The sequence below is a fragment of the Allobacillus sp. SKP2-8 genome, from assembly GCF_007559355.1.
Lineage (GTDB): Bacteria > Bacillota > Bacilli > Bacillales > Alkalibacillaceae > Allobacillus > Allobacillus halotolerans.
In genome coordinates this window covers 54,169-73,163 of record NZ_VMHF01000007.1, presented here as the reverse complement: position 1 = coordinate 73,163, position 18,995 = coordinate 54,169, and the positions used below count along the sequence as shown (strand labels likewise).

The following is an 18,995-nucleotide window of genomic DNA, read 5'->3' as shown; positions in this document are numbered from 1 at the left end:
TTATCCCTCGTCTCTCGTTAAACGTACATAGAGATCATCCAAACTAGCACCCGGCATTATAAACTCATCTTGCAATTCCTTTAGTGTGCCGCTCGCACGAATCTTCCCATCATGCAAGATAATGAACCGATCACAGTAACGCTCAGCGGTTGCTAAAATATGTGTCGACATTAAGACACCCGCTCCCTGCTCCTTCATTTCATTCATCGTATCTAAATAAGACTGAATTCCTAAAGGATCTAAGCCGACAAACGGCTCGTCCACAATATAAAGGGAAGGATTAACCAAAAAAGCGCACATAATCATCACTTTTTGGCGCATCCCCTTGGAAAAATGCACCGGAAACCAATTTCGTTTAGACTCTAAACGGAATTCCTTCAACAAATAGCCTACCCGCTCATCATATGTTTCCTTATCTAATCCATAAGCCATTCCCGTTAAATGCAAGTGTTCATCCAATGTCAACTCTTCATAAAGCATAGGCATCTCAGGTATGTATGCAAACTCACGTCGATACGTTTCTAAATCATCCTGGATTGTCTGCCCATTTATTTCGATACTACCTTGCTTAGGTGTCATCAAACCGATAATATGTTTAATTGTTGTACTCTTTCCAGCTCCATTCAAACCGATCAAACCAACAACTTCACCTTTTTTTACATGAAAGGACAGGCCATGCAACACATCGTCTCTCGTGTAGCCGCCAACTAAATTCTCAATCCGTAACAATTTTTCCAACTAAATCCCTCACTTCTTCCCACAAACTATCTTCCACCATCATAACAAAAATTAATACGCTTTTGATAAATATGTGTTTTTCTCCTGTCATTCGACAATGAGTTACGCTACAATAAAAGTAGATAATTAATAAGGAGGAGTTTCATGTCTGATTGTATATTTTGCAAAATTATCGATGGCGAACTACCATCGGCAAAGGTTTACGAAGATGAAAATGTCTATGCTTTCATGGATATCGGACAAGTTACAGAAGGCCATGTCTTATTAATTCCAAAAAAGCATTATGAAAACATTTATGAAATGGATGAAAAAACAGCCTCCGATTTATTTAAAGTTGCGCCCAAAATTGCGAACGGCATCAAAGAAGCATTCAATCCAAAAGGTATGAATTTAGTAAACAACAATGGTTCTTTCGCCGACCAAAGTGTTTTTCATTTTCATTTACACTTCTTACCTCGTTTTGACGAAAATGACGGCTTAAAGGTAAGCTGGGAACAACATAATGATGACTATACACCTGAGAAACTGCAACAGCTTGCAGAGAAAATCTCTTCAGCGCTATAAATCACACAGGACATGCAAAATGACTACCAAGTTGTTGTATACAATTTGGTAGCCATTTTTTCGTCGTCATGAAATACATCATTTTTAAAACAACATTTCTGAATGTGATGATTATTTCGAATCAACCTCGGGAAAAATGATATAATGACAGTGAGAAAAGAAAGGGGTTAGGTAATATGGTAAACGGAAAATCGCTTGTATTTGGTGTTGTAGTCGGTAGTGTTGTTGGCGCATCGATCTCTTTATTAACCGCTCCGAATTCTGGTGAGGAGTTTCGGGGAAAAGTGAAAGATCAAAGCAGCCGACTGAAGGATTTAGCAAATCAACTACAAGAAGACGGTAAGAGATTGAAAGAACAAATTACAAAAACTTCTCGTGAAGGCGCTGCGTTGATGAAAGACCTTTCCCAAGATATAAAAGTTTCTGTGGAGAGTTGGAAAGACACCATTGAACCCCATCAAGAAAGCTTACAAAATCATTTAATGCAAATTGAAGATAGTATCAAAGAGTTGGAAGAAAAAATGAACAGTTCTTCAAATCAGACAAAAGGATAAGTGAAAGCCGAAAGTAGCATTGAACGACTCTCGCCAAAAATGCCTGTTGCATTTTTGAAGAAAGAGTCTTCTGCCTATCGAAAAATAAACACACTAAGATTAGTGGGTAAGATCATCTACGGATGATTTTACCCACTATTTCTATTTATACGATATAGTGAGGCTGGAACAAAATCTTTAAAGTTAATCCAGATACGAACATTCTAATTTAGTGTAGCGGAAATACCCGCTTCGGAAACATACTGTGCTCTTACCCATAGGGCATAAGGCGACATCTGCGGTAAACCGCAGTGTCTTCTATATCGCGGGCAGCTGTTGACCCTCCTCGTGCTTCGCACTGCGGGGTCTCACCTAGGCTTTTGCTCCCGACGCCCAGGACGGGCTAGTGTCAACGTTGGCCACAGGACGTGGCCGCATTTAGTTGACCGCAGAAGTCTCCGTATATTTCCTACGCTGATGAGTTTATAACTTTGACTTGTTCCAGCCTTTTATTTTTGTGCTTTTCGGCCGAGAAAGGCTCGAACTGTGCCCGACGGTATAGAAGACATGCAATTTATCTCAAATGTCACCTTATGTCTTGTTCGTACAAGCACTCGCCGTAAGCGAATCGCCTGACACCAACGGCCGTTATCGAAACTTACCCGAATTTGTGTGTTTACCCTAACAAAAATTTTTGAGCAAAAAAACACATATACCAGCATTTCTGCCGGTATATGTGTTTGAAGTCAAACAGTCGATTACTCGACGTCTGCAGTCCACTCATCAACAAGATCTTGATTTTCTTCTACAAAGGTTGCAGCAGCTTCTTCAGGATCTGTGCCATTATGAATTTCAAGCATTACGTTATTGAATTTTTCTTCGCCCCAAGAGAAGTTCTCCAAAACTTTGTAAGCGTTTGGAAGGTCTTCTTCAAGTCCTTGGCGTGCCATTGTTTTAATTTCTTCAGCACCACCGTATACTTCTTTTGGATCTTCAAGATATTTCAAGTCGTATTCAGCAAATTTCCAGTGTGGAGACCAACCAGTAACAGCAATTGGTTCTTCATTGTCAATAGCTTCACCTAAAGCTGTTGCCATCGCACCACTAGAAGAAGTTTGTACTTCCCATCCGTCTAAACCATATTCCTCAACGGAATTTTCAGAAGCTTTTACAACACCAGCACCTGGCTCAATACCAGTAATTGTTTGATCTAATTCATCAGCAACTTCTGGTAGGTCTTCAATACTGTCGATGTCCATGTAAGAAGGTACTACCATACCAATTTTCGCACCATCAAAGTTAGCACCTAAATCAACAACTTGATCTTTGTACTCTTCAAATAGATCTCCGTGTGTAGCTGGTAGCCAAGCTGCGACCATAGCATCTGACTCACCATTCGCAACAGATTGCCACATAACAGCGTTATCAAGTGGAGTTAGTGTCACATCATAACCTAAGTCTTCCAATACTTTTCCAATAACATGTGTAGAAGCGACTTCCGTATCCCACTCAACGTAAACAAGCTCGATTGATTTACCGTCGCCTACGTTTGAGCCGCCTGATGAATCACCGTTATCTCCAGATGATTCACTATCACCATCTGAACCGCCACATGCTGCTACGATAAGCGTCAATGCTAAAACAGCGATGAACGCAAAACGCTTTCCAACGTTTTTAAACATAATTAATACTCCCCTTTACTAAATAATAAATATATTGGATCTTTCTCAGTGTGAGAAAGGGAATCCCATGGTTGAATCTACGCTAATAAAATTTACGTTATTTATTGATTCGATTTATTAAAGTTTTGAGTCAAACGGTCAATAATGATCGCTAAGATAACAATCGCAAAGCCGGCTACGAAACCAGCACCTGCTTCCGCACGTTGAAGTGCAGACAACACGTCTCTTCCTAGTCCGGATGCACCGATCATTGATGCAATAACAACCATTGATAATGACAACATAATTGTTTGGTTGACTCCTGCCATAATCGTTGGCTTTGCCATCGGCAGTTCTACTTTAAATAACTTTTGTTGACCGGTTGCACCAAAAGCATCTGATGCCTCAACCAACTCTGTAGATACTTGACGAATCCCAAGGTTGGTAAAACGGACAACTGGTGGTGTCGCAAAAATAAAGGACGCAAATACACCAGGAACCATACCGATTCCAAAGAATGCTACTGCTGGAATCAAATAAACGAATGCAGGCATCGTCTGCATAAAGTCTAAGATTGGCCGGATAATGCTTTCAGCCGTATTACTCTTAGACATTAGTATACCCACTGGGATACCAATCACAACTGCCAACAAACTGGAGTATAGCACTAATGTGAATGTATACATTAGTTCGCTCCACAGTTCTTGGTTTTCAATAAACAGTAATCCAATAATTGAAAATACTGCCAAACCTAACTTCTTGCCACTCATAAAGAATGCCAGTACAGCAACTAAAAGGATAACAATTACTGGCGGAATCATAGATAGATATTCTGCTGATATATCCAATAACCATCCAAAATTATCTTTGACTGGATCGAAAAAGAATTCAAATGTATTGGTAACCCATTTAACAGCGTCATCTACCCATGAAGCTATTGGAAGACTTGGAATAAAATCAAGCATTGTCTTCCACCCCATTTCCGTTCACATTTGCCAAGGCGGCGATTAACGTTCCCTTAATAATGATTCCACGTAATTTCCCTTCTTCTGTAACTGCGACAGGTACAGGGGAATCATGGATAACATCAAAGATCTCTTGAATCGGTGTTTCTTTTTCCACTGTCGGCATATCATCTCGAATGATTTCTTTTAAACTTGTGATTTGATTATTTCTTGCTTCCAATACATCATTCGCATTGACATACCCTTTTAACTGTCGGGTTCGGTCAATGACGTAAATGCTAGAAAGTCCCTGTTCACGCATTCTTTCTAATGCAACGCGAGGACCATGTTTGTCAAAATCGACCGTTTCTGGACGGAGCATAATATTTTCAGCCGTCAATACTTTCGAACGATCTACATCTTCAACGAATTTTTCTACATAATCATTTGCTGGATTCATCAGGATTTCTTCCGGTGTTCCGATTTGAACGATGGAACCATCCTTCATCAATGCAATTCGGTCACCAATACGCAATGCTTCATCTAAATCGTGAGTGATGAAGATAATTGTTTTCTGCATTTTTTCTTGCAGATCCATTAGCTCATCTTGCATATCTTTACGAATCAATGGATCTAGTGCAGAAAACGCTTCGTCCATGAGCAAGATCTCTGGATCATTCGCTAAAGCTCTGGCTAGTCCTACACGTTGTTGCATACCACCGGACAGCTGGCTTGGGTATTGATGTATGAAGCTTCCAAGTCCAACGAGCTCAAGTGCTTCTGTTGCTTTCTTTTCACGTTCCTCTTTATCCATCCCTTGAACTTCCATTCCGAATACTGTGTTTTCAAGTACGGTACGGAACGGGAATAGTCCAAACTTCTGGAAAACCATACTCATTTTTTCACGACGCACACGACGTAGTTCCTCTTTATTCATTGTTGATAGATTATCGTCATGAACATAAACATCTCCGGCAGTTGGATTGATCAACCGGTTCAATAAACGAACGAGTGTTGATTTACCACTTCCTGAGAGTCCCATAATAACAAATACTTCTCCAGCTTCTACCTGGAATTTCGCACGGTTTACACCAACCGTACAGCCTGTTTTCTTTAAAATTTCATCTTTGGAAAGGCCTTCATCCAATAAGGATAAAGCTTCTTTTGATCTCTTCCCAAAAATTTTCGACAAATTATCTACTTCAATTACAGGCAATTCTCTCACCTCTCTTATTCTATTAAATGTACTACTAATGGACTAATTTGTAACCGAACTGTAATACGACACTCTTTATACTATAGAGGTTAGTGTGTGAAAGTTCAATGTCTAAAAACAGTCGTATCAGTCCATTATTTCTGTACAGTTTAAACTGTACGAACTTATCAAAGGTAATACTTCTAAATACTTCATATAACGTCGTTTTTCTCTCAACTTTGAGGTTTTCATTTTTTGTAATTGTTTAGTATGGTGAATATGAGCAGAGCCAGGGGGTCATTATCTATGACAATGGAAAACTATACTGAACAGCTTACAGATATTCATAATGAAGTTATCTCGGAATTCTCCAAAACATTGGAGATGTTTGCTTTAAACCCATCAGAGTCACAGTTATTTGTAACTCTTTACTTAAGTAATCGTCCAATGAACTTAGACGAGATGAAAGAAGCTTTAGGTAAAAGCAAAACAGCAATGAGCAACGCAACTCGGACATTGCTTGATTATAATTTAATTGAAAGAGTCTGGAGAAAAGGAGAACGAAAAGATTTATATAAAGCGAAAGAAGATCTTTATCATAAATTTATGAAAACATACGTACGCAGATGGCTTGATGCGATTGAACAACAAAAGAACAATCTGAATTTTATCGAAAATAAACTACGAGGTTTAAGTAACTCTGAGGAGCGTGTGTTTATTGAAGAAAAAATCCATGAGGCCATTTTATTCCACAAATCACTTGAAGAGGTATTTGAACAATTGAATCATCACGAGATTGAATGACTATTCTATAGCGACTAGGATGGTCTTTTTTTTATATGTAATTCTTATTCATCTTGCATAAAGTTTATTTCACAGTCTTCATAATAACAATACCCGGTTATTTCTTTTGATAAACCTCATTTATTCATCTGTCCTTATACAACGCCTAAATAAGTATGTTATTATAATGAAAGAAGTTTTCATTAATCAGATCCAAGAATTTTATCCCAACTTTCCTGTTTTCACCTTTCATTTTTAAATTCGAAGGAGTAGTCAACGTGAAAAATGAATCTTATTCCTTACAAGAATCTTTGATTTACGCGCATAAGATGGCTCAATTGACGAAAGCAATCTGGAAGCGTATTGAAAAAGATTGGCAAGACTGGATCAAGCCATTTAATTTGAACCTCAATGAACATCATATTTTACTGATCGCTTACCATTTGGATGGCGTCTCGATTTCCGAAGTATCAAAACTAGGTATGATGCATGTTTCAACTGCATTTAATTTCTCTAAAAAGTTAGAAGCAAGAGGGTTGGTCAGTCTGTCCAAGCGGGTAAATGATAAAAGAAGCACATACGTAGAATTGACTGATGAAGGTCGAGAGCTCTTCATCGAAACAATGCAAGCAATGGATCCTGATAAAAATTCCATTGTTTATGCCTCTTTGTCTCTTCAATCAGAAGGTGGACAGTTCCCTGAATTCGAAGAGCTGGAAACGATTGTTGAAGAGCTATATGGTGCGGATTACATCGATATTTTAAATCGTTCGTTATCAGGGATAAAAAGAAAATATTGATTTTAAGAAAATAGGCTTGAATTTTCTTTCTATAGGGCGTATTATTCGAGAGGAATATGCATAGAGCATATAAAGGAATCTATCACTCTTTCTCTCGAATGGGGGTTTTAACATGACTTGCTGGAAAACAGTTAATGTCACGAAAGAAATCGGTCAAAATAGGTTACTTCTTCTATCAATCTTAACAGCAATTTCAGCCTTTATCGTTTTATATATGCCGTTTTCGATTGTATTTCAACACGTTCAATTAATTGAACCTCCTTTTGCGACTGTAGTTATCAGTTTATTTTTGTTGCCAATCATGCATAAGTTAATGCATGTGGCTCCTATATTATTTACGAATAAAACAATCCATCTCAAATGGAAAATAAAATATAAAATTATTGTTTCATTGAAAGCACAAATGGAATCAACGTTATCAAAGAGAACATCAATTCTATCAATTATTGCACCAACTTTGATTATTACACTACCTTTAATTATACTTGCTTATTATATTCCAGCTTATCATCCAATCCTATTGTTCATGGCAGCCATTCATATCGGCATGTCTTTACACGATTGGTTGACGCTATTTTCAATACTTCGGGCTCCAAAAAAATCAGTTATTGAAAAATCACAAAATGAGTTTGATATACTGGTGCGAGATTAAATTGTTTAGACCGAAGTTGGGAGGTACAAGAAAATGATTTATTTTTACATTGGATTCGCTGTATTTATCTTCTACTCATTCAATTCATTGACGCATAAGTTTTGTACCAAATCAGAAATGTCAGCAGAAAAAAGCAGTAAAGTATACCGGACAATTAATGTCTCGATGCTAATTCTATTATTCTCTTCGTATTATGAAGTTTTTCACTTATACTAAAATCAAATTCAAAAGACGAGTCGGCGAACGACTCGTCTTTTTTATTGGCAAATTTTATGGTGAACGTTTGATATACGTATACGCGGTTGCTTTCGGTCGGATAGCATATTGATTAAGATCGTACGGTCGATATGTAAAACTGATCTTGGAATTATCCAAGATCAGTCACTTTTCACGTTATCCCTTAGAACCAAGCGGCACCAACAATAATTAGTAAAATAAACAATACGACGATCAACGCAAAGCCACCGCCGTAGTATCCTCCTTTGCCTGACATAAATTCACCTCCTTGGTTGCTTAACTACTCTATACTATGTAAATGACCAAATGAGTGATTAGGCAATTAACGGAATTTAGCTCATGTTCAGAAAAAGATTTTTATGGTATATTTATCTTTGTGATTAGGTATGATTTTGTTGTTTATTGACAATCATAAACGACCTAAGAATCAATACATACAGGGAGTGTTAATCGTGATGAAAAAAATAGTTCAAGGACTGGCAATCGGTGGATTTGCGATTGTTTTGACTGCCTGCCAGTCAGATGACTCCGAAAAGGTAGTGGAAACAGAATATGGCTCTATTTCGAAAGAAGAATTCCATGCTGAGTTGGAAGAAAAATACGGAGAAGAAACCCTACAAAGCATGACGAAGAAACTTGTACTGGAAGGTCAGTTTGATATCGACCAAGAAGAGTTCGAACAGGAAGTTGAAGAGTTCAAAACACAACTTGGACCTCAGTTCACCAAATTCATCAATCAACAGGGGTATCGAAACGAAGAAGAATTCCGTACAGCACTTTATATTAGTAAGTTGGAATTCGAAGCAGCGACTGCTGACATTGAAATTACCGAAGAAGAAATCGAAACACATTATGAACGTATGCAAGAAGAACGTAAAGCGAGACATATTTTAGTCGATGAAAAAGAAACAGCTGAAGAAATCATCAAAAAATATAACGATGGTGCGTCTTTTGAAGAGTTAGCGAAAGAATATTCGAAAGATGGATCTGCGGCGAACGGTGGGGATTTAGGCTATACGACAGCTGGAGAAATGGTCAAGCCTTTCGAAGATGCTATGTATGGACTGGAAACAAACGAAATCAGTGAACCGGTTGAGTCCCAATTCGGTTGGCATGTAATCCTTGTGGAAGATGTTCGTGAATCCGAAACAGAAATTCAGCCATTTGATGAAATGAAAGATCAATTACGAGAGCAACTATTAGCTAGCAAAGTCGATCCTCAAAGTTATAATGCCAAAGTTCAAGAAGCCATGGACAAAGGTGAGATTGACGTATCCGATGATCAATATCAAGGTTTATTCGGATCCAACAAATCGGATGAATCCGAAACAGAAGCTGATGAGAATGAATCTTCCAATGAAGATAACGAAAAGCAAGATTCTGAAGAGGCGAAAGACGATTCGGAATCCGATAGCGAATAATGAGTATAGAACTGACTTAGAGAGCATATATCTCTAAGTCAGTTTTTGTTTAAGCGTATTCTTTAAATCGGTTAACTGGTCAGTATAATGACGCTTTTGGTCTTCCGTTACATTTTGTTCCCCATAACGCACTTTCTGATACAAATGAATGGCATCTGTATAGCGATTTGGATCCAATTGCAAGCGTTGTAGCCATTGCTCGACAGTCTCATCATAATATCTGCCTAACTGGTGTTTCGCTGCCCATCGTTCGAGTTCAAAAAAGGCTTTTCGTATCTCGTTCTTAGGTATGTTCTTTTTGCTATTCTTTTTTTTCTCACTGAAAAGGAATGGAGACTTCTCTGTTTCACTATATGTTTTTTCATCGACAGCTATTTTTGAATCTCTTCGAATGAACCGATTCCGATATCGGTAATAGAATGTAACGCCAATGATTAAGAATATACCAATTATGATATACATAATCGTTTCGGCACTGATTGTTTCCGTTTGATTCTGGACTTGTTCCAAAACATTTTGATCTTCTTGTGAAACATTTTCCTCTTTATCACTAGGCGTTACTTCTACATCCCTTTGCTGTTTCTTAAACCAATCAAAAAATGGGGTCGCACCAAGGCCAACCTGATACGTAACCCAACTAAAAAGCGAATAAAAAGTTCTGATAATGAAAGGCGTTAACCAAAATAAGCCCAAGGTGACTATTAAAATGCCGCTTGGAATCCCTACTACATAGCTTAGTTTCGCTGTCCATCCAGAATGATCATCTTCTCCTACGTTCATAATTCTAATTAACATTTTTCCACCCATCACAATTAAAAATTGCATGAGAATAAAATATAGACCGAAAGAAGCATCTGGATTCTCAAGAAAGACCGCTGGCAAATAAAGAAAAAATCCAAGCAGCACACTGGTGATCAACATTCCTTTTTCTTGATCTGTATCCGGCTTGAAGTAATAAAGCGCCAATCGCCACGTGAGAAAACTTGCAATGATCACTGCATGAAACAGTAATAAGCCCAGCCAGGCATTAACAATGAACGAAATTACAACGAGTAAAGCAAAATGAAGTAACGTTAGTTGTCCGTTCAGCATTCGGTGTAACATAAAATATATTATAGAAAAAATGACAACTGATGCGACTAACTGTGACACATTTATTTCCCTGCCGACGTCGACATTTAAATAATAAATGACCATCATGATCAAACAGGCATCAACCCAAAAACGGTAACCAATGGTGATGTACGTATTCATTTGGCCACCCCCTGATGGCTCTTAACTGGTTCAAACCAAACGGATTGGAACCTTTCATGCATCACAAAGACTGAAGTACCTGTTTTTTCCATTTCTTGATAGCTAGATAAATGATCTTGCTCATAAACACCTACATGGAATACGTAAGGATGAAAATGGGCAATTGATTTTCCGTATGCTAGACAACTATCAAAAGAGGCGGTGAGCCCTTGTGTATTCACGCGAGCCAACACTTCCAAGGATTGGACATAATGATCCCTTCCTACTCCATTAGGCACATGATAAATCGGTATGTTGCCTCGCTTAGGCACATTAATCAATAGCTCGTATGGTATATCTTTCATCGTGGCGTGTCGACAAAGGTATGCAACCGAACTGATCAAACCTTCAATCTGTTCCGTGAAGGTAGGACTATCCTCACTTCGTACATTCAATAAAATCAACCAAGAACGCTGATTGACTCGTTCGACGACTTTCGTTTGGAACACTTGCTTCTTCGCTGTTGATTTCCAATGAATACGATTCAGCGGATCTTCTGGTGCATAATCCCGTGTTCCATAACTAGTAACTGGGTCTTCATAGATAGAGAAGTTCGTTTGGTACTCTCCCATTTTTTGATGCTTGTTTCGTTGATTCATATGAACTTCTTTTACTTCTGGATACATAAGAATCTCTGTTTTCACTAATTCTTTTAAGTTCAGCGTAATTTTTCCGTACCCGAAAAGAGAGGGAATTTCAATACGTAGTGACCGAACTCTCGCTACTCCTCGCTTTGCCGCCGTAAAAGGAATATAAATCTTCTTCGTCTCTCTACCAAATAAGTTTAAACGTTTTTCAACTGTCGAAGTATTCATAGATTCATACATTGGTTTCTGGTCCATCTGTATATTTTGATCATAAGTCATCATTAGCCGGGCGCCGAACATAGGTAACCACCCGTCTTGACGCAAGTGGATTTCTAATTGTCCAGTTTCACCCGGATACAGCCGGATTAATTGTCGTATATTAATGAGTTTTAATTTGCGATCAATGTATTTTTCATAAAGATGATTCACCAAGTAAATAATATAGAAAAAAATACCGACAAGCATTAACGAAGAATAAATGCCAAAAATACCGAAAAAGCTAAAAAAGATAAAAAAGGAACCAATAATTACGAACCCATAAAAAAATCGGTCTCTTTTACGATCTTTCTGAAATTGTTTCATCGTTCGATGCTATGCTCAACGGGTACGTTTACCTGTTGCAACACCTCTCCCATAATCTCTTGTTGATTATGTTTTGTCGCTCCTTCCAATGTCAACACCATTCGATGAGACAATACAAGTGGTGCCATCTTCTTCACATCATTTGGTGTAACATAGGAGCGATTCCGGATCGCAGCTTCGGCTTGCACACTTTTCATTAAGGCAATTGTTCCTCTTGGACTGGCACCTACCTCAATATAAGGATGTTCCCGGGTTGATCTGACGATATCCAATATATAATCTTCAACCGCTTCAGAGATATGTACTTGACGAACTTCCTCGCTGACCTTTTTCAAATTTTCTCTTGTGCATATTGGACTCAGTGTTGGTCTCTCAGTCTCCTTCCGATGAGCTTGCATGATTCGACGTTCTTCCTCAGCTTGAGGATAAGACATTTCCAATTTCATAAAGAAACGATCCAACTGGGCTTCCGGCAGATCAAATGTTCCTTGCTGCGATTCAATTGGATTCTGCGTCGCCAACACGATAAACGGTGGTTCAATTTTTACAGTTTCCCGGTCGATTGTGACCTGCTTCTCTTCCATGACCTCTAGCAAACTTGATTGCGTTCGAGGTGTTGCACGATTGATTTCATCAGCAAGCAAAACGTTTGTGACAACAGGTCCGACTCGCAGTTCAAATTGCTGATCTTTTGGATTGAAAAAATGAATGCCTGTGACATCTGACGGAAGCACATCCGGTGTAAACTGAATACGGTTAAAATCGCCATCTATGGTTCTTGCAATACTCTTTGCTAACGTTGTCTTGCCGGTTCCAGGTACACTTTCAAGGAGTATATGCCCTTCATTGATCAATGCATTTAATATCAATTCCACTGTATCTTCATTTCCTATAATAACTTTTCCTATTTCATCTTTAATGTCTTTTACAAATTGGTGTATTTCCATTAAATCTCCTCCATTCACTATGTTCGTAATTTTCTAAATTCATTCGTTAAAGAAAAAGACTCGTCGATTGACGAGCCTTCAGGCGAAGTCAAAAACATTTCATCACTATTTACAAAGCGCTTCGTTAAGATTAATTACGGTTGTAGGCTGAAAAAAGTTTCATCTTTTAAAATTTGATTAGTTCTCTTCAAAAGTCGGTCGGTAAAACGAACGGTTTTCAAGCGGAAAAATTTTAGGCGTAAACTCCCCTGGTTTCGTTTTATCCAGTGCGCGATTCATCATATTCATTTTCGCATCAATCAAGTCAATCATATGAAGTATTTCAGCTTCGCGAATCAGCGGCGGTTTAGGCGAGCCCCATTCTGATTTCCCATGATGACTTAACACCATGTGCTGCAGCATTAATACTTCTTCCCCTTCAATTCCTAATTCGCTAGCCGTCGCGGTAATTTCATCAACCATGATTGTAATATGCCCCAATAATTTTCCTTCAAGCGTATAGGAGGGTGAAATGGGGTTCGATAACTCCTTGACTTTCCCAATGTCATGTAAAATAATCCCTGCATACAATAAGTCAATATTAATCTCTGGATACAGCTGTTTTAATTGCTTAGCTACTTTTAACATCGAAACGATGTGATGGGCTAAACCTGAAGTGTATTCATGGTGATTTTTCGTTGCTGCCGGAAACACGAATAATTGGTCTTGATATTTTTTGACAATCTGGCGGACAATACGCTGTATATTCGGGTTACTCATCTCAAAAATGATTTGCGTGATGTAAGACTTTAGTTCATCGATCTCAACAGGAGCTTTTTCAAGAAAGTCTTCTAGACGAACTTGATCTGTTTCATTCGTCAAGCGGATTTGACGAATATTTAACTGTGATTTTCCGCGAAACTGACGAATCTCGCCATGCAGATGAACGATTGATTCAGGAATATACATTTGCTCATCATCTTTGGTGACATCCCATAACTTTGCATCCATTTCACCTGACTGATCTCTAAAGATAATCGTCAAGAAAGGCTTTCCGTTTGAAGTAATTCCTCGGTCTACTGTCTTAATCAGTAGATAACCTTCAAAGAGTTCCCCAACATCAAATTCAACAATACCTCGTTTCACCCCGTTATCCCCCTTTTTGTTTCACTTACTTTTTCGGTTTTCTAGGCACATAATCAAAGATTTCACCGGTTTCCACGACACGGACAAAGCGGATGAGCCATTCATAGTATTCATACGAGTACTCCAGTTTTTGAATATCTGATTGTATCGTTTCTTTTAATGCTGGGTCCGTCGTTTCCTCTTGGAGCTTTTCCAATTGCCGCATCGCTTCTTCTGCTTCTTCGAGATTATTTTCCGTTTGTCTGCGCCACTTTGTAGTGAATAATGATGTAAAAGATTTATACCAATCTTTTTCAGTCTGATAGAGGTCTTTGCGGATGCCCTTTCGAAAAGTCGGTGTGACCATTTTCATATCCGCTAATGCTTTCACACCCGTTGACATGCTTGTCTTACTCATTAATAGCGCATCTCTCATTTGATCAAGCGTCATCGGCTCTTCAGCAAAATACAAAGTTCCATACAATCGTCCGACAGACGGCGTAATTCCGTATAAATTCATGTTTTTAGCAATAACTTGGATATATCGTTCAATGAGCTCTTCATAATCTTTCCAATCTTGATTGTTTTGTCGATCATCTGTCAACGTACACCCTCCCGACCTTCACTTATAAACCTTATGTGAATAGTTCCACACGTCCATTCTGACTTTGTTCTTGATCCGTCAAGTCAATACGGTTAGCTTCATACTTAGCATCCGTATCATTCGTTTCACATGTGAAGTAAATGATTTGATGCTCCAATGATTGCTTTTGTAGAAGAGAGAACATATGCTGCTTCCTTTGTTGGTCAAAGTTGACGAAAGCATCATCCAATAAGAAAGGTAAAGACGTTGCTGCGTGTAGCGCTTTACTCAATGCCAGCCGCAAAGCAATATATAACTGATCTGCCGTGCCTTCTGATAATTGACCTACTTCATACCATTCACCATTTTGATCACAAACATTTATGGTTTCTGACTCTGATGAAAATTGCACTTCAGCATATTTATTCCCGGTAAGCTTAGAGAAATTCTTGCTCGTATCTTTCATGATTCCCGGAAAATAAACATTTTGATAACGATCTTTTGTTTCTTTCAAATAACTGTGAGCCAAGCGATAGGTAGCCCACTCTTTGGATTGTCTTCTTATTTCTTCCACAAGCATAGACTTTTGATGGATTAATTCTGATAGCTCTCCATCTTCTTCTAATTGTTTGATTTGTGCTGTCAATTCAGCTCGCTGATTTAATAACTCGTTGATTGTATCACGGATTTCATCCAAACGCATGGATTGAAATCGTAATTCTTCTTCAATTTTATCCCATGCATGGTCTGTTCGTAAAATCTTATCCGTCTGTTCCGAAAATGTTTGATAAACAAATTCATATGCTTCTTCTTTTTTTTGCAACTTATCGATGTATTCTTGATAGCGAGTGACGTTCTGAATGAATGTAGCCTCGTCTGTTGCATTGGTCTGTTCTAATAAATTCTTCCATTCTTCCTCGTGTGGTTCAAATCGCGCATGCAAATCTTTCAGTTCCTGTTGTAGATCTGCGAGATCGTGATCGATTCGTAGAAGGGCTTTTTCATTATCTTTTTCACGTGTAAGATGTGTTTGTATCTGAGCCCATATTGAACGCTCATCTGTTTTTAAGTCATAGAGATCAAGAATGGATTGAGCAACTTTATGATTTTCCTCTAATTGAGCTTCTTGTTTTCGTTTCTTTTCTTCCTGTTTCTTTATAGACTCTGCTAATTCTTTTGCTTGGGTGATGGTTTGGTAAAGGCTCGGCCAAAAAGAACTATTTGTTGCAGATAAAAATGGGAAACGATTTATTTCCTCATCTCGTTTTTTCTCCATTTGCTTCATTCGATGGTCTAAATAATCTTGTTCGATTACGGATTCTTTATGATTATTCTTTGCATATTCAAGCTTCGTCTCTAATTGGTTTGCTTTTTTAGCGAGCTCGTCTTGTTCAATGAGTGTAAGTTCAATATTTTTCAATTGCTCAGGATCGGTTTGAATCAACATTTCACTTTGATCTTCTTGTAGTTGTGCTATTTTTTTAGTTATTTTCTTCGATTGGTTGAAGCCGACAAAAGCACCCACTAAGCCAATACTAAAAAGTACAGCAACAATAAACCAGTCACTGTTATTGCCTTCAAATAATAAAGCTAGAAAGAGAACGATCAAAAGTCCAGTCACTACTGGTATGCCCCATGTCATTTTCTTAAACATTTGCTTGCTGGCATTCAATTCGTTTGCTTGCTTGCTTTTTTCTTCTTGAAGCTGTTTTCTCCACTCACCCGCAGATTGGTCTGCTTTCAGTGCATCACGTTGCTGTTCCAATTCAATTTTTTCGTCATGCGGTAACTGTTTTTCCGTGACATCATTCAACAATCCTTCTAGTTCCGCTACTTCTTCTTCATAGGTCCGCTTCTTTACCTGTAAATCCGCTGACTTCTCGGATAATTCTTCTTGTTCTTTGGCTATGTTTTTCCATGTTTCCCCGGTATATTGATTACTATCTATATGAATGACATCACTCGGTCCAAAAGATAATCCTGCTTGATTCATCAGACGATTGAATTGCTCGTATTCCTTTCGCATGCTTTCGTTAAGCTCTTCCAACGTGTGTTCAAGTTGCTTTGATTCCCCAACCAACTTCTCGATTGAATCGAATGGCAGTGGGTAATTGGCTTGTTTCATTTGCTTTTGAAGCGATTCTTTTTCCAACTGCAATCGTTCAATACGAGCCAAATGCATATTCTTCTGTTCTTTAAACTTTAATTCTTCCGACTTATAATCATCATATCTGCTTTTCGCATCAGGTGGAAAATTCTCTACCCATTGTTCATATTTCAAGTCGTCCGATAATCGTTGATGATTTAAAATTTGTGTTTTAATCGAATGTAGTTTTTCATGGTGGCGTATTGATTCTTGTAAGGACTTTTGCTCCTGTTCATAGGTTGAAAGCTCCTCTTCTGTTCGTCGCAACGTTTCTTTGAGCGATTGATGAGCCTCTTCATCCGCCTTTACTTCATCAATTTTCTTGAGGAGTTCCTTTAACTCGTTGATTTTAACATTCAGTAAAGGTTTTCGACCTGTTTTCTTAAACAGTTCGCCCGCCTTTTTTTCTAAGCTGTTTTCCAAAGTGACAATTCGGTCTGATCCTGTTAATCCTAAATTAAACAGCACCTTACCTACTTCATCCGCTTTTTTCTGTCGGATTGCCTGTAAATCACGAGCTTGGAAGGAAAAGATAGACGCAAATAAGTTATTATCCATTCCTTTATAAAAATGGTTCTTTTCGTCCTCCGTCACACGCTCGCCATTCCGATAAAGAACAGCTTGACCTCGGTGACGATGCAAGAATCGTTCGACAATCCACGCTTCTCCATCACGGACAAGATGGATTCTTCCTCCAAGCTGTCCGTCCAACTTGGAGATGAACCGTTCTCGAACATCTTTATCAAGTCCAAATAATATATACGTTACAAACGTACGAATCGATGTTTTTCCTGATTCATTCGGTCCACAAATTATATTCAACCCTTCGTCAAGGTGAATAACTTTTCGGTTCCATTTCCCAAAAGAAACGATTTCCAACTTGTTCATTTGCATTAGGATTCACCATCTTTAATAAGTTCTTTTACAATCATTTGCTCTGCCTCTTTTTTCATTGTTTCTAGAGATTCTTTCGTAAAGGGCTCTACATGTTTTTTGACGACACGATTGTTCGCTAAAATATCTAAATGACGGATTGGATCTTCATCGTCGTCAATCGCTTGTAACACTTCTCCGATAAACTGATTGGAAGCTTTCATTTCGTCACGATCGTAAGTCCAATCAACGGACCAATAAATCGCTTGGATCCATATCCAATCCTTTTCTGTATCTTCTTGTTCATTCAATAATTCAAGTAATTCATCGACTTGTTGTTGTTCTACCGTAGATGCAAATGTTTCAGGTAAATGTAAATGTAGTCGAATAATATACTTGTGAGATGAGTTTCTCCAACTTTCTTTAATCCGAAAAAGCTCTTCCGTTAGCTCTTCTAAGTTGTTTGCTTGAGAATCTTCAATTATTCGTTGTTCGAAAATGATTTCCTGTAATGCGTGGAATTCCACTTCTGTCCGGTGTGGACTCATTTCAACTACATAACAACCTTTCTCACCCGGTTCATTAATATGACGGCCTTGGATATTGCCTGGATAGATTATATACGGGTTTTCTGAAAGGATCTCTCGCTTATGGATATGGCCGAGCGCCCAATAATCAGCTTGATGTTTTTCAAAGTCTTCTAATTGAAAAGGTGCATAAACATCGTGATCTGTATTGGATTGAATACTGCCGTGTAACGTTCCGATTTGATAAACATCTGGACGGTCGAAGTTAAATTCACGAATCATCTTCTTTTTGACTGCTCGTTTTTCATAGCTGAAACCGTAAATTTGCGCGACTTCTTCTCCATTCTTATTAAATGGAAAACGTTGAATCTCTTCTGACTGAAAAACATATGTATTATCCGGAAATGTCAGATCAACCTTTTCGCCCATACCAAAATCATGATTTCCATAACTAATATAAGCATAAATTCCATGTTCCTTCAGCTTCTCAAGTCCTCTTTTCAATGTTATGACAGATTTAATGGAAGTCGATTGCTGATCAAATAAATCGCCGACAAACAAAACAAAATCGACCTTTTCTTCTATAGCTAACTCAATTAATCGGTTGTATGCCAATAAAGTACTTTCTTTGACGTCTTTAAAAATGGGTTCAGGCAGATTCTGCATACCTACATATGGACTGTCTAGATGCAAATCCGCTGCATGAATAAAACGAATGGTTGGTTTCATCAGATAACCTCCTCATTTTCTTGTTTCCATTTTACCAGAAAAATTACACGAATGCACGTTCGGTAAATTGGTGAATAAGTATTCACTATTTACAAA

At 38.2% G+C, this 18,995-nt stretch carries 19 protein-coding genes; 7 read left to right on the top strand and 12 right to left on the bottom strand.

The window, feature by feature from the left end; translation table 11 throughout:
- On the bottom strand, positions 1-738 hold the full coding sequence (locus tag FPQ10_RS07770; RefSeq protein WP_144162697.1) for an ABC transporter ATP-binding protein: 738 nt from the start codon (positions 736-738) through the stop codon (positions 1-3).
- A 144-nt stretch (positions 739-882) separates the two neighbouring features.
- On the opposite strand from FPQ10_RS07770, the gene FPQ10_RS07765 reads away from it, so the two are divergent.
- A complete protein-coding gene (locus FPQ10_RS07765; protein WP_144162695.1) occupies positions 883-1,302 on the top strand; it encodes an HIT family protein in 420 nt (139 codons plus the stop codon).
- Positions 1,303-1,478: 176 nt separating this feature from the next.
- On the top strand, positions 1,479-1,856 hold the full coding sequence (locus FPQ10_RS07760) for a YtxH domain-containing protein (RefSeq protein ID WP_144162693.1): 378 nt from the start codon (positions 1,479-1,481) through the stop codon (positions 1,854-1,856).
- Between the two features lie 737 nt (positions 1,857-2,593).
- Here the strand turns inward: FPQ10_RS07760 and FPQ10_RS07755 are convergent.
- From FPQ10_RS07755 to FPQ10_RS07745, 3 genes are all read right to left on the bottom strand, one after another.
- Complete coding sequence (locus FPQ10_RS07755; RefSeq protein WP_144162691.1) at positions 2,594-3,517, bottom strand: glycine betaine ABC transporter substrate-binding protein; 924 nt, start codon at positions 3,515-3,517, stop codon at positions 2,594-2,596.
- Positions 3,518-3,618: 101 nt separating this feature from the next.
- Entirely contained in the window at positions 3,619-4,461 is an 843-nt protein-coding gene (locus tag FPQ10_RS07750; protein WP_144162689.1) for an ABC transporter permease, read from the bottom strand.
- Positions 4,454-5,656: a quaternary amine ABC transporter ATP-binding protein gene (locus FPQ10_RS07745; RefSeq protein ID WP_144162687.1), complete on the bottom strand. Its 1,203-nt coding sequence runs from the start codon at positions 5,654-5,656 to the stop codon at positions 4,454-4,456. The genes FPQ10_RS07750 and FPQ10_RS07745 overlap by 8 nt, the downstream gene beginning before the upstream one ends.
- Before the next feature lie 285 nt (positions 5,657-5,941).
- On the opposite strand from FPQ10_RS07745, the gene FPQ10_RS07740 reads away from it, so the two are divergent.
- From FPQ10_RS07740 to FPQ10_RS07725, 4 genes are all read left to right on the top strand, one after another.
- Positions 5,942-6,439, top strand: coding sequence for a GbsR/MarR family transcriptional regulator (locus FPQ10_RS07740; protein WP_246569306.1), 498 nt, complete (start codon positions 5,942-5,944; stop codon positions 6,437-6,439).
- A gap of 257 nt (positions 6,440-6,696) precedes the next feature.
- Positions 6,697-7,218, top strand: coding sequence for an HTH-type transcriptional regulator Hpr (locus tag FPQ10_RS07735; RefSeq protein ID WP_144162685.1), 522 nt, complete (start codon positions 6,697-6,699; stop codon positions 7,216-7,218).
- 112 nt (positions 7,219-7,330) lie between these two features.
- Complete coding sequence (locus tag FPQ10_RS07730) at positions 7,331-7,870, top strand: DUF3267 domain-containing protein (RefSeq protein ID WP_144162683.1); 540 nt, start codon at positions 7,331-7,333, stop codon at positions 7,868-7,870.
- 33 nt (positions 7,871-7,903) lie between these two features.
- Positions 7,904-8,086, top strand: a complete 183-nt coding sequence (locus FPQ10_RS07725) for a hypothetical protein (RefSeq protein ID WP_144162681.1) — start codon at positions 7,904-7,906, stop codon at positions 8,084-8,086.
- A gap of 184 nt (positions 8,087-8,270) precedes the next feature.
- On the opposite strand, the gene FPQ10_RS07720 is transcribed toward FPQ10_RS07725, so the two are convergent.
- Positions 8,271-8,363: a YjcZ family sporulation protein gene (locus FPQ10_RS07720; RefSeq protein WP_144088324.1), complete on the bottom strand. Its 93-nt coding sequence runs from the start codon at positions 8,361-8,363 to the stop codon at positions 8,271-8,273.
- Positions 8,364-8,562: 199 nt separating this feature from the next.
- On the opposite strand from FPQ10_RS07720, the gene FPQ10_RS07715 reads away from it, so the two are divergent.
- Entirely contained in the window at positions 8,563-9,528 is a 966-nt protein-coding gene (locus tag FPQ10_RS07715; protein ID WP_255439794.1) for a peptidylprolyl isomerase, read from the top strand.
- 33 nt (positions 9,529-9,561) lie between these two features.
- On the opposite strand, the gene FPQ10_RS07710 is transcribed toward FPQ10_RS07715, so the two are convergent.
- The 7 genes from FPQ10_RS07710 to FPQ10_RS07680 form a co-directional block, all read right to left on the bottom strand.
- A complete protein-coding gene (locus FPQ10_RS07710) occupies positions 9,562-10,782 on the bottom strand; it encodes a DUF4129 domain-containing protein (protein WP_144162677.1) in 1,221 nt (406 codons plus the stop codon).
- Positions 10,779-11,990: a DUF58 domain-containing protein gene (locus FPQ10_RS07705; protein ID WP_144162675.1), complete on the bottom strand. Its 1,212-nt coding sequence runs from the start codon at positions 11,988-11,990 to the stop codon at positions 10,779-10,781. Before FPQ10_RS07705 ends, FPQ10_RS07710 begins: the two co-directional genes overlap by 4 nt.
- Positions 11,987-12,937 (bottom strand): AAA family ATPase, encoded by a 951-nt coding sequence (locus tag FPQ10_RS07700; RefSeq protein WP_144162673.1) that lies wholly within the window; start codon positions 12,935-12,937, stop codon positions 11,987-11,989. The genes FPQ10_RS07705 and FPQ10_RS07700 overlap by 4 nt, the downstream gene beginning before the upstream one ends.
- 177 nt (positions 12,938-13,114) lie before the next feature.
- Positions 13,115-14,062, bottom strand: coding sequence for a 3'-5' exoribonuclease YhaM (gene yhaM / locus FPQ10_RS07695; protein ID WP_144162671.1), 948 nt, complete (start codon positions 14,060-14,062; stop codon positions 13,115-13,117).
- Positions 14,063-14,087: 25 nt separating this feature from the next.
- Positions 14,088-14,645: a GbsR/MarR family transcriptional regulator gene (locus FPQ10_RS07690; RefSeq protein ID WP_144162669.1), complete on the bottom strand. Its 558-nt coding sequence runs from the start codon at positions 14,643-14,645 to the stop codon at positions 14,088-14,090.
- Positions 14,646-14,676: 31 nt separating this feature from the next.
- Positions 14,677-17,664 (bottom strand): AAA family ATPase, encoded by a 2,988-nt coding sequence (locus tag FPQ10_RS07685; protein WP_144162667.1) that lies wholly within the window; start codon positions 17,662-17,664, stop codon positions 14,677-14,679.
- Entirely contained in the window at positions 17,664-18,899 is a 1,236-nt protein-coding gene (locus FPQ10_RS07680) for a metallophosphoesterase family protein (RefSeq protein ID WP_144162665.1), read from the bottom strand. Before FPQ10_RS07680 ends, FPQ10_RS07685 begins: the two co-directional genes overlap by 1 nt.
- Positions 18,900-18,995 lie beyond the last annotated feature (96 nt).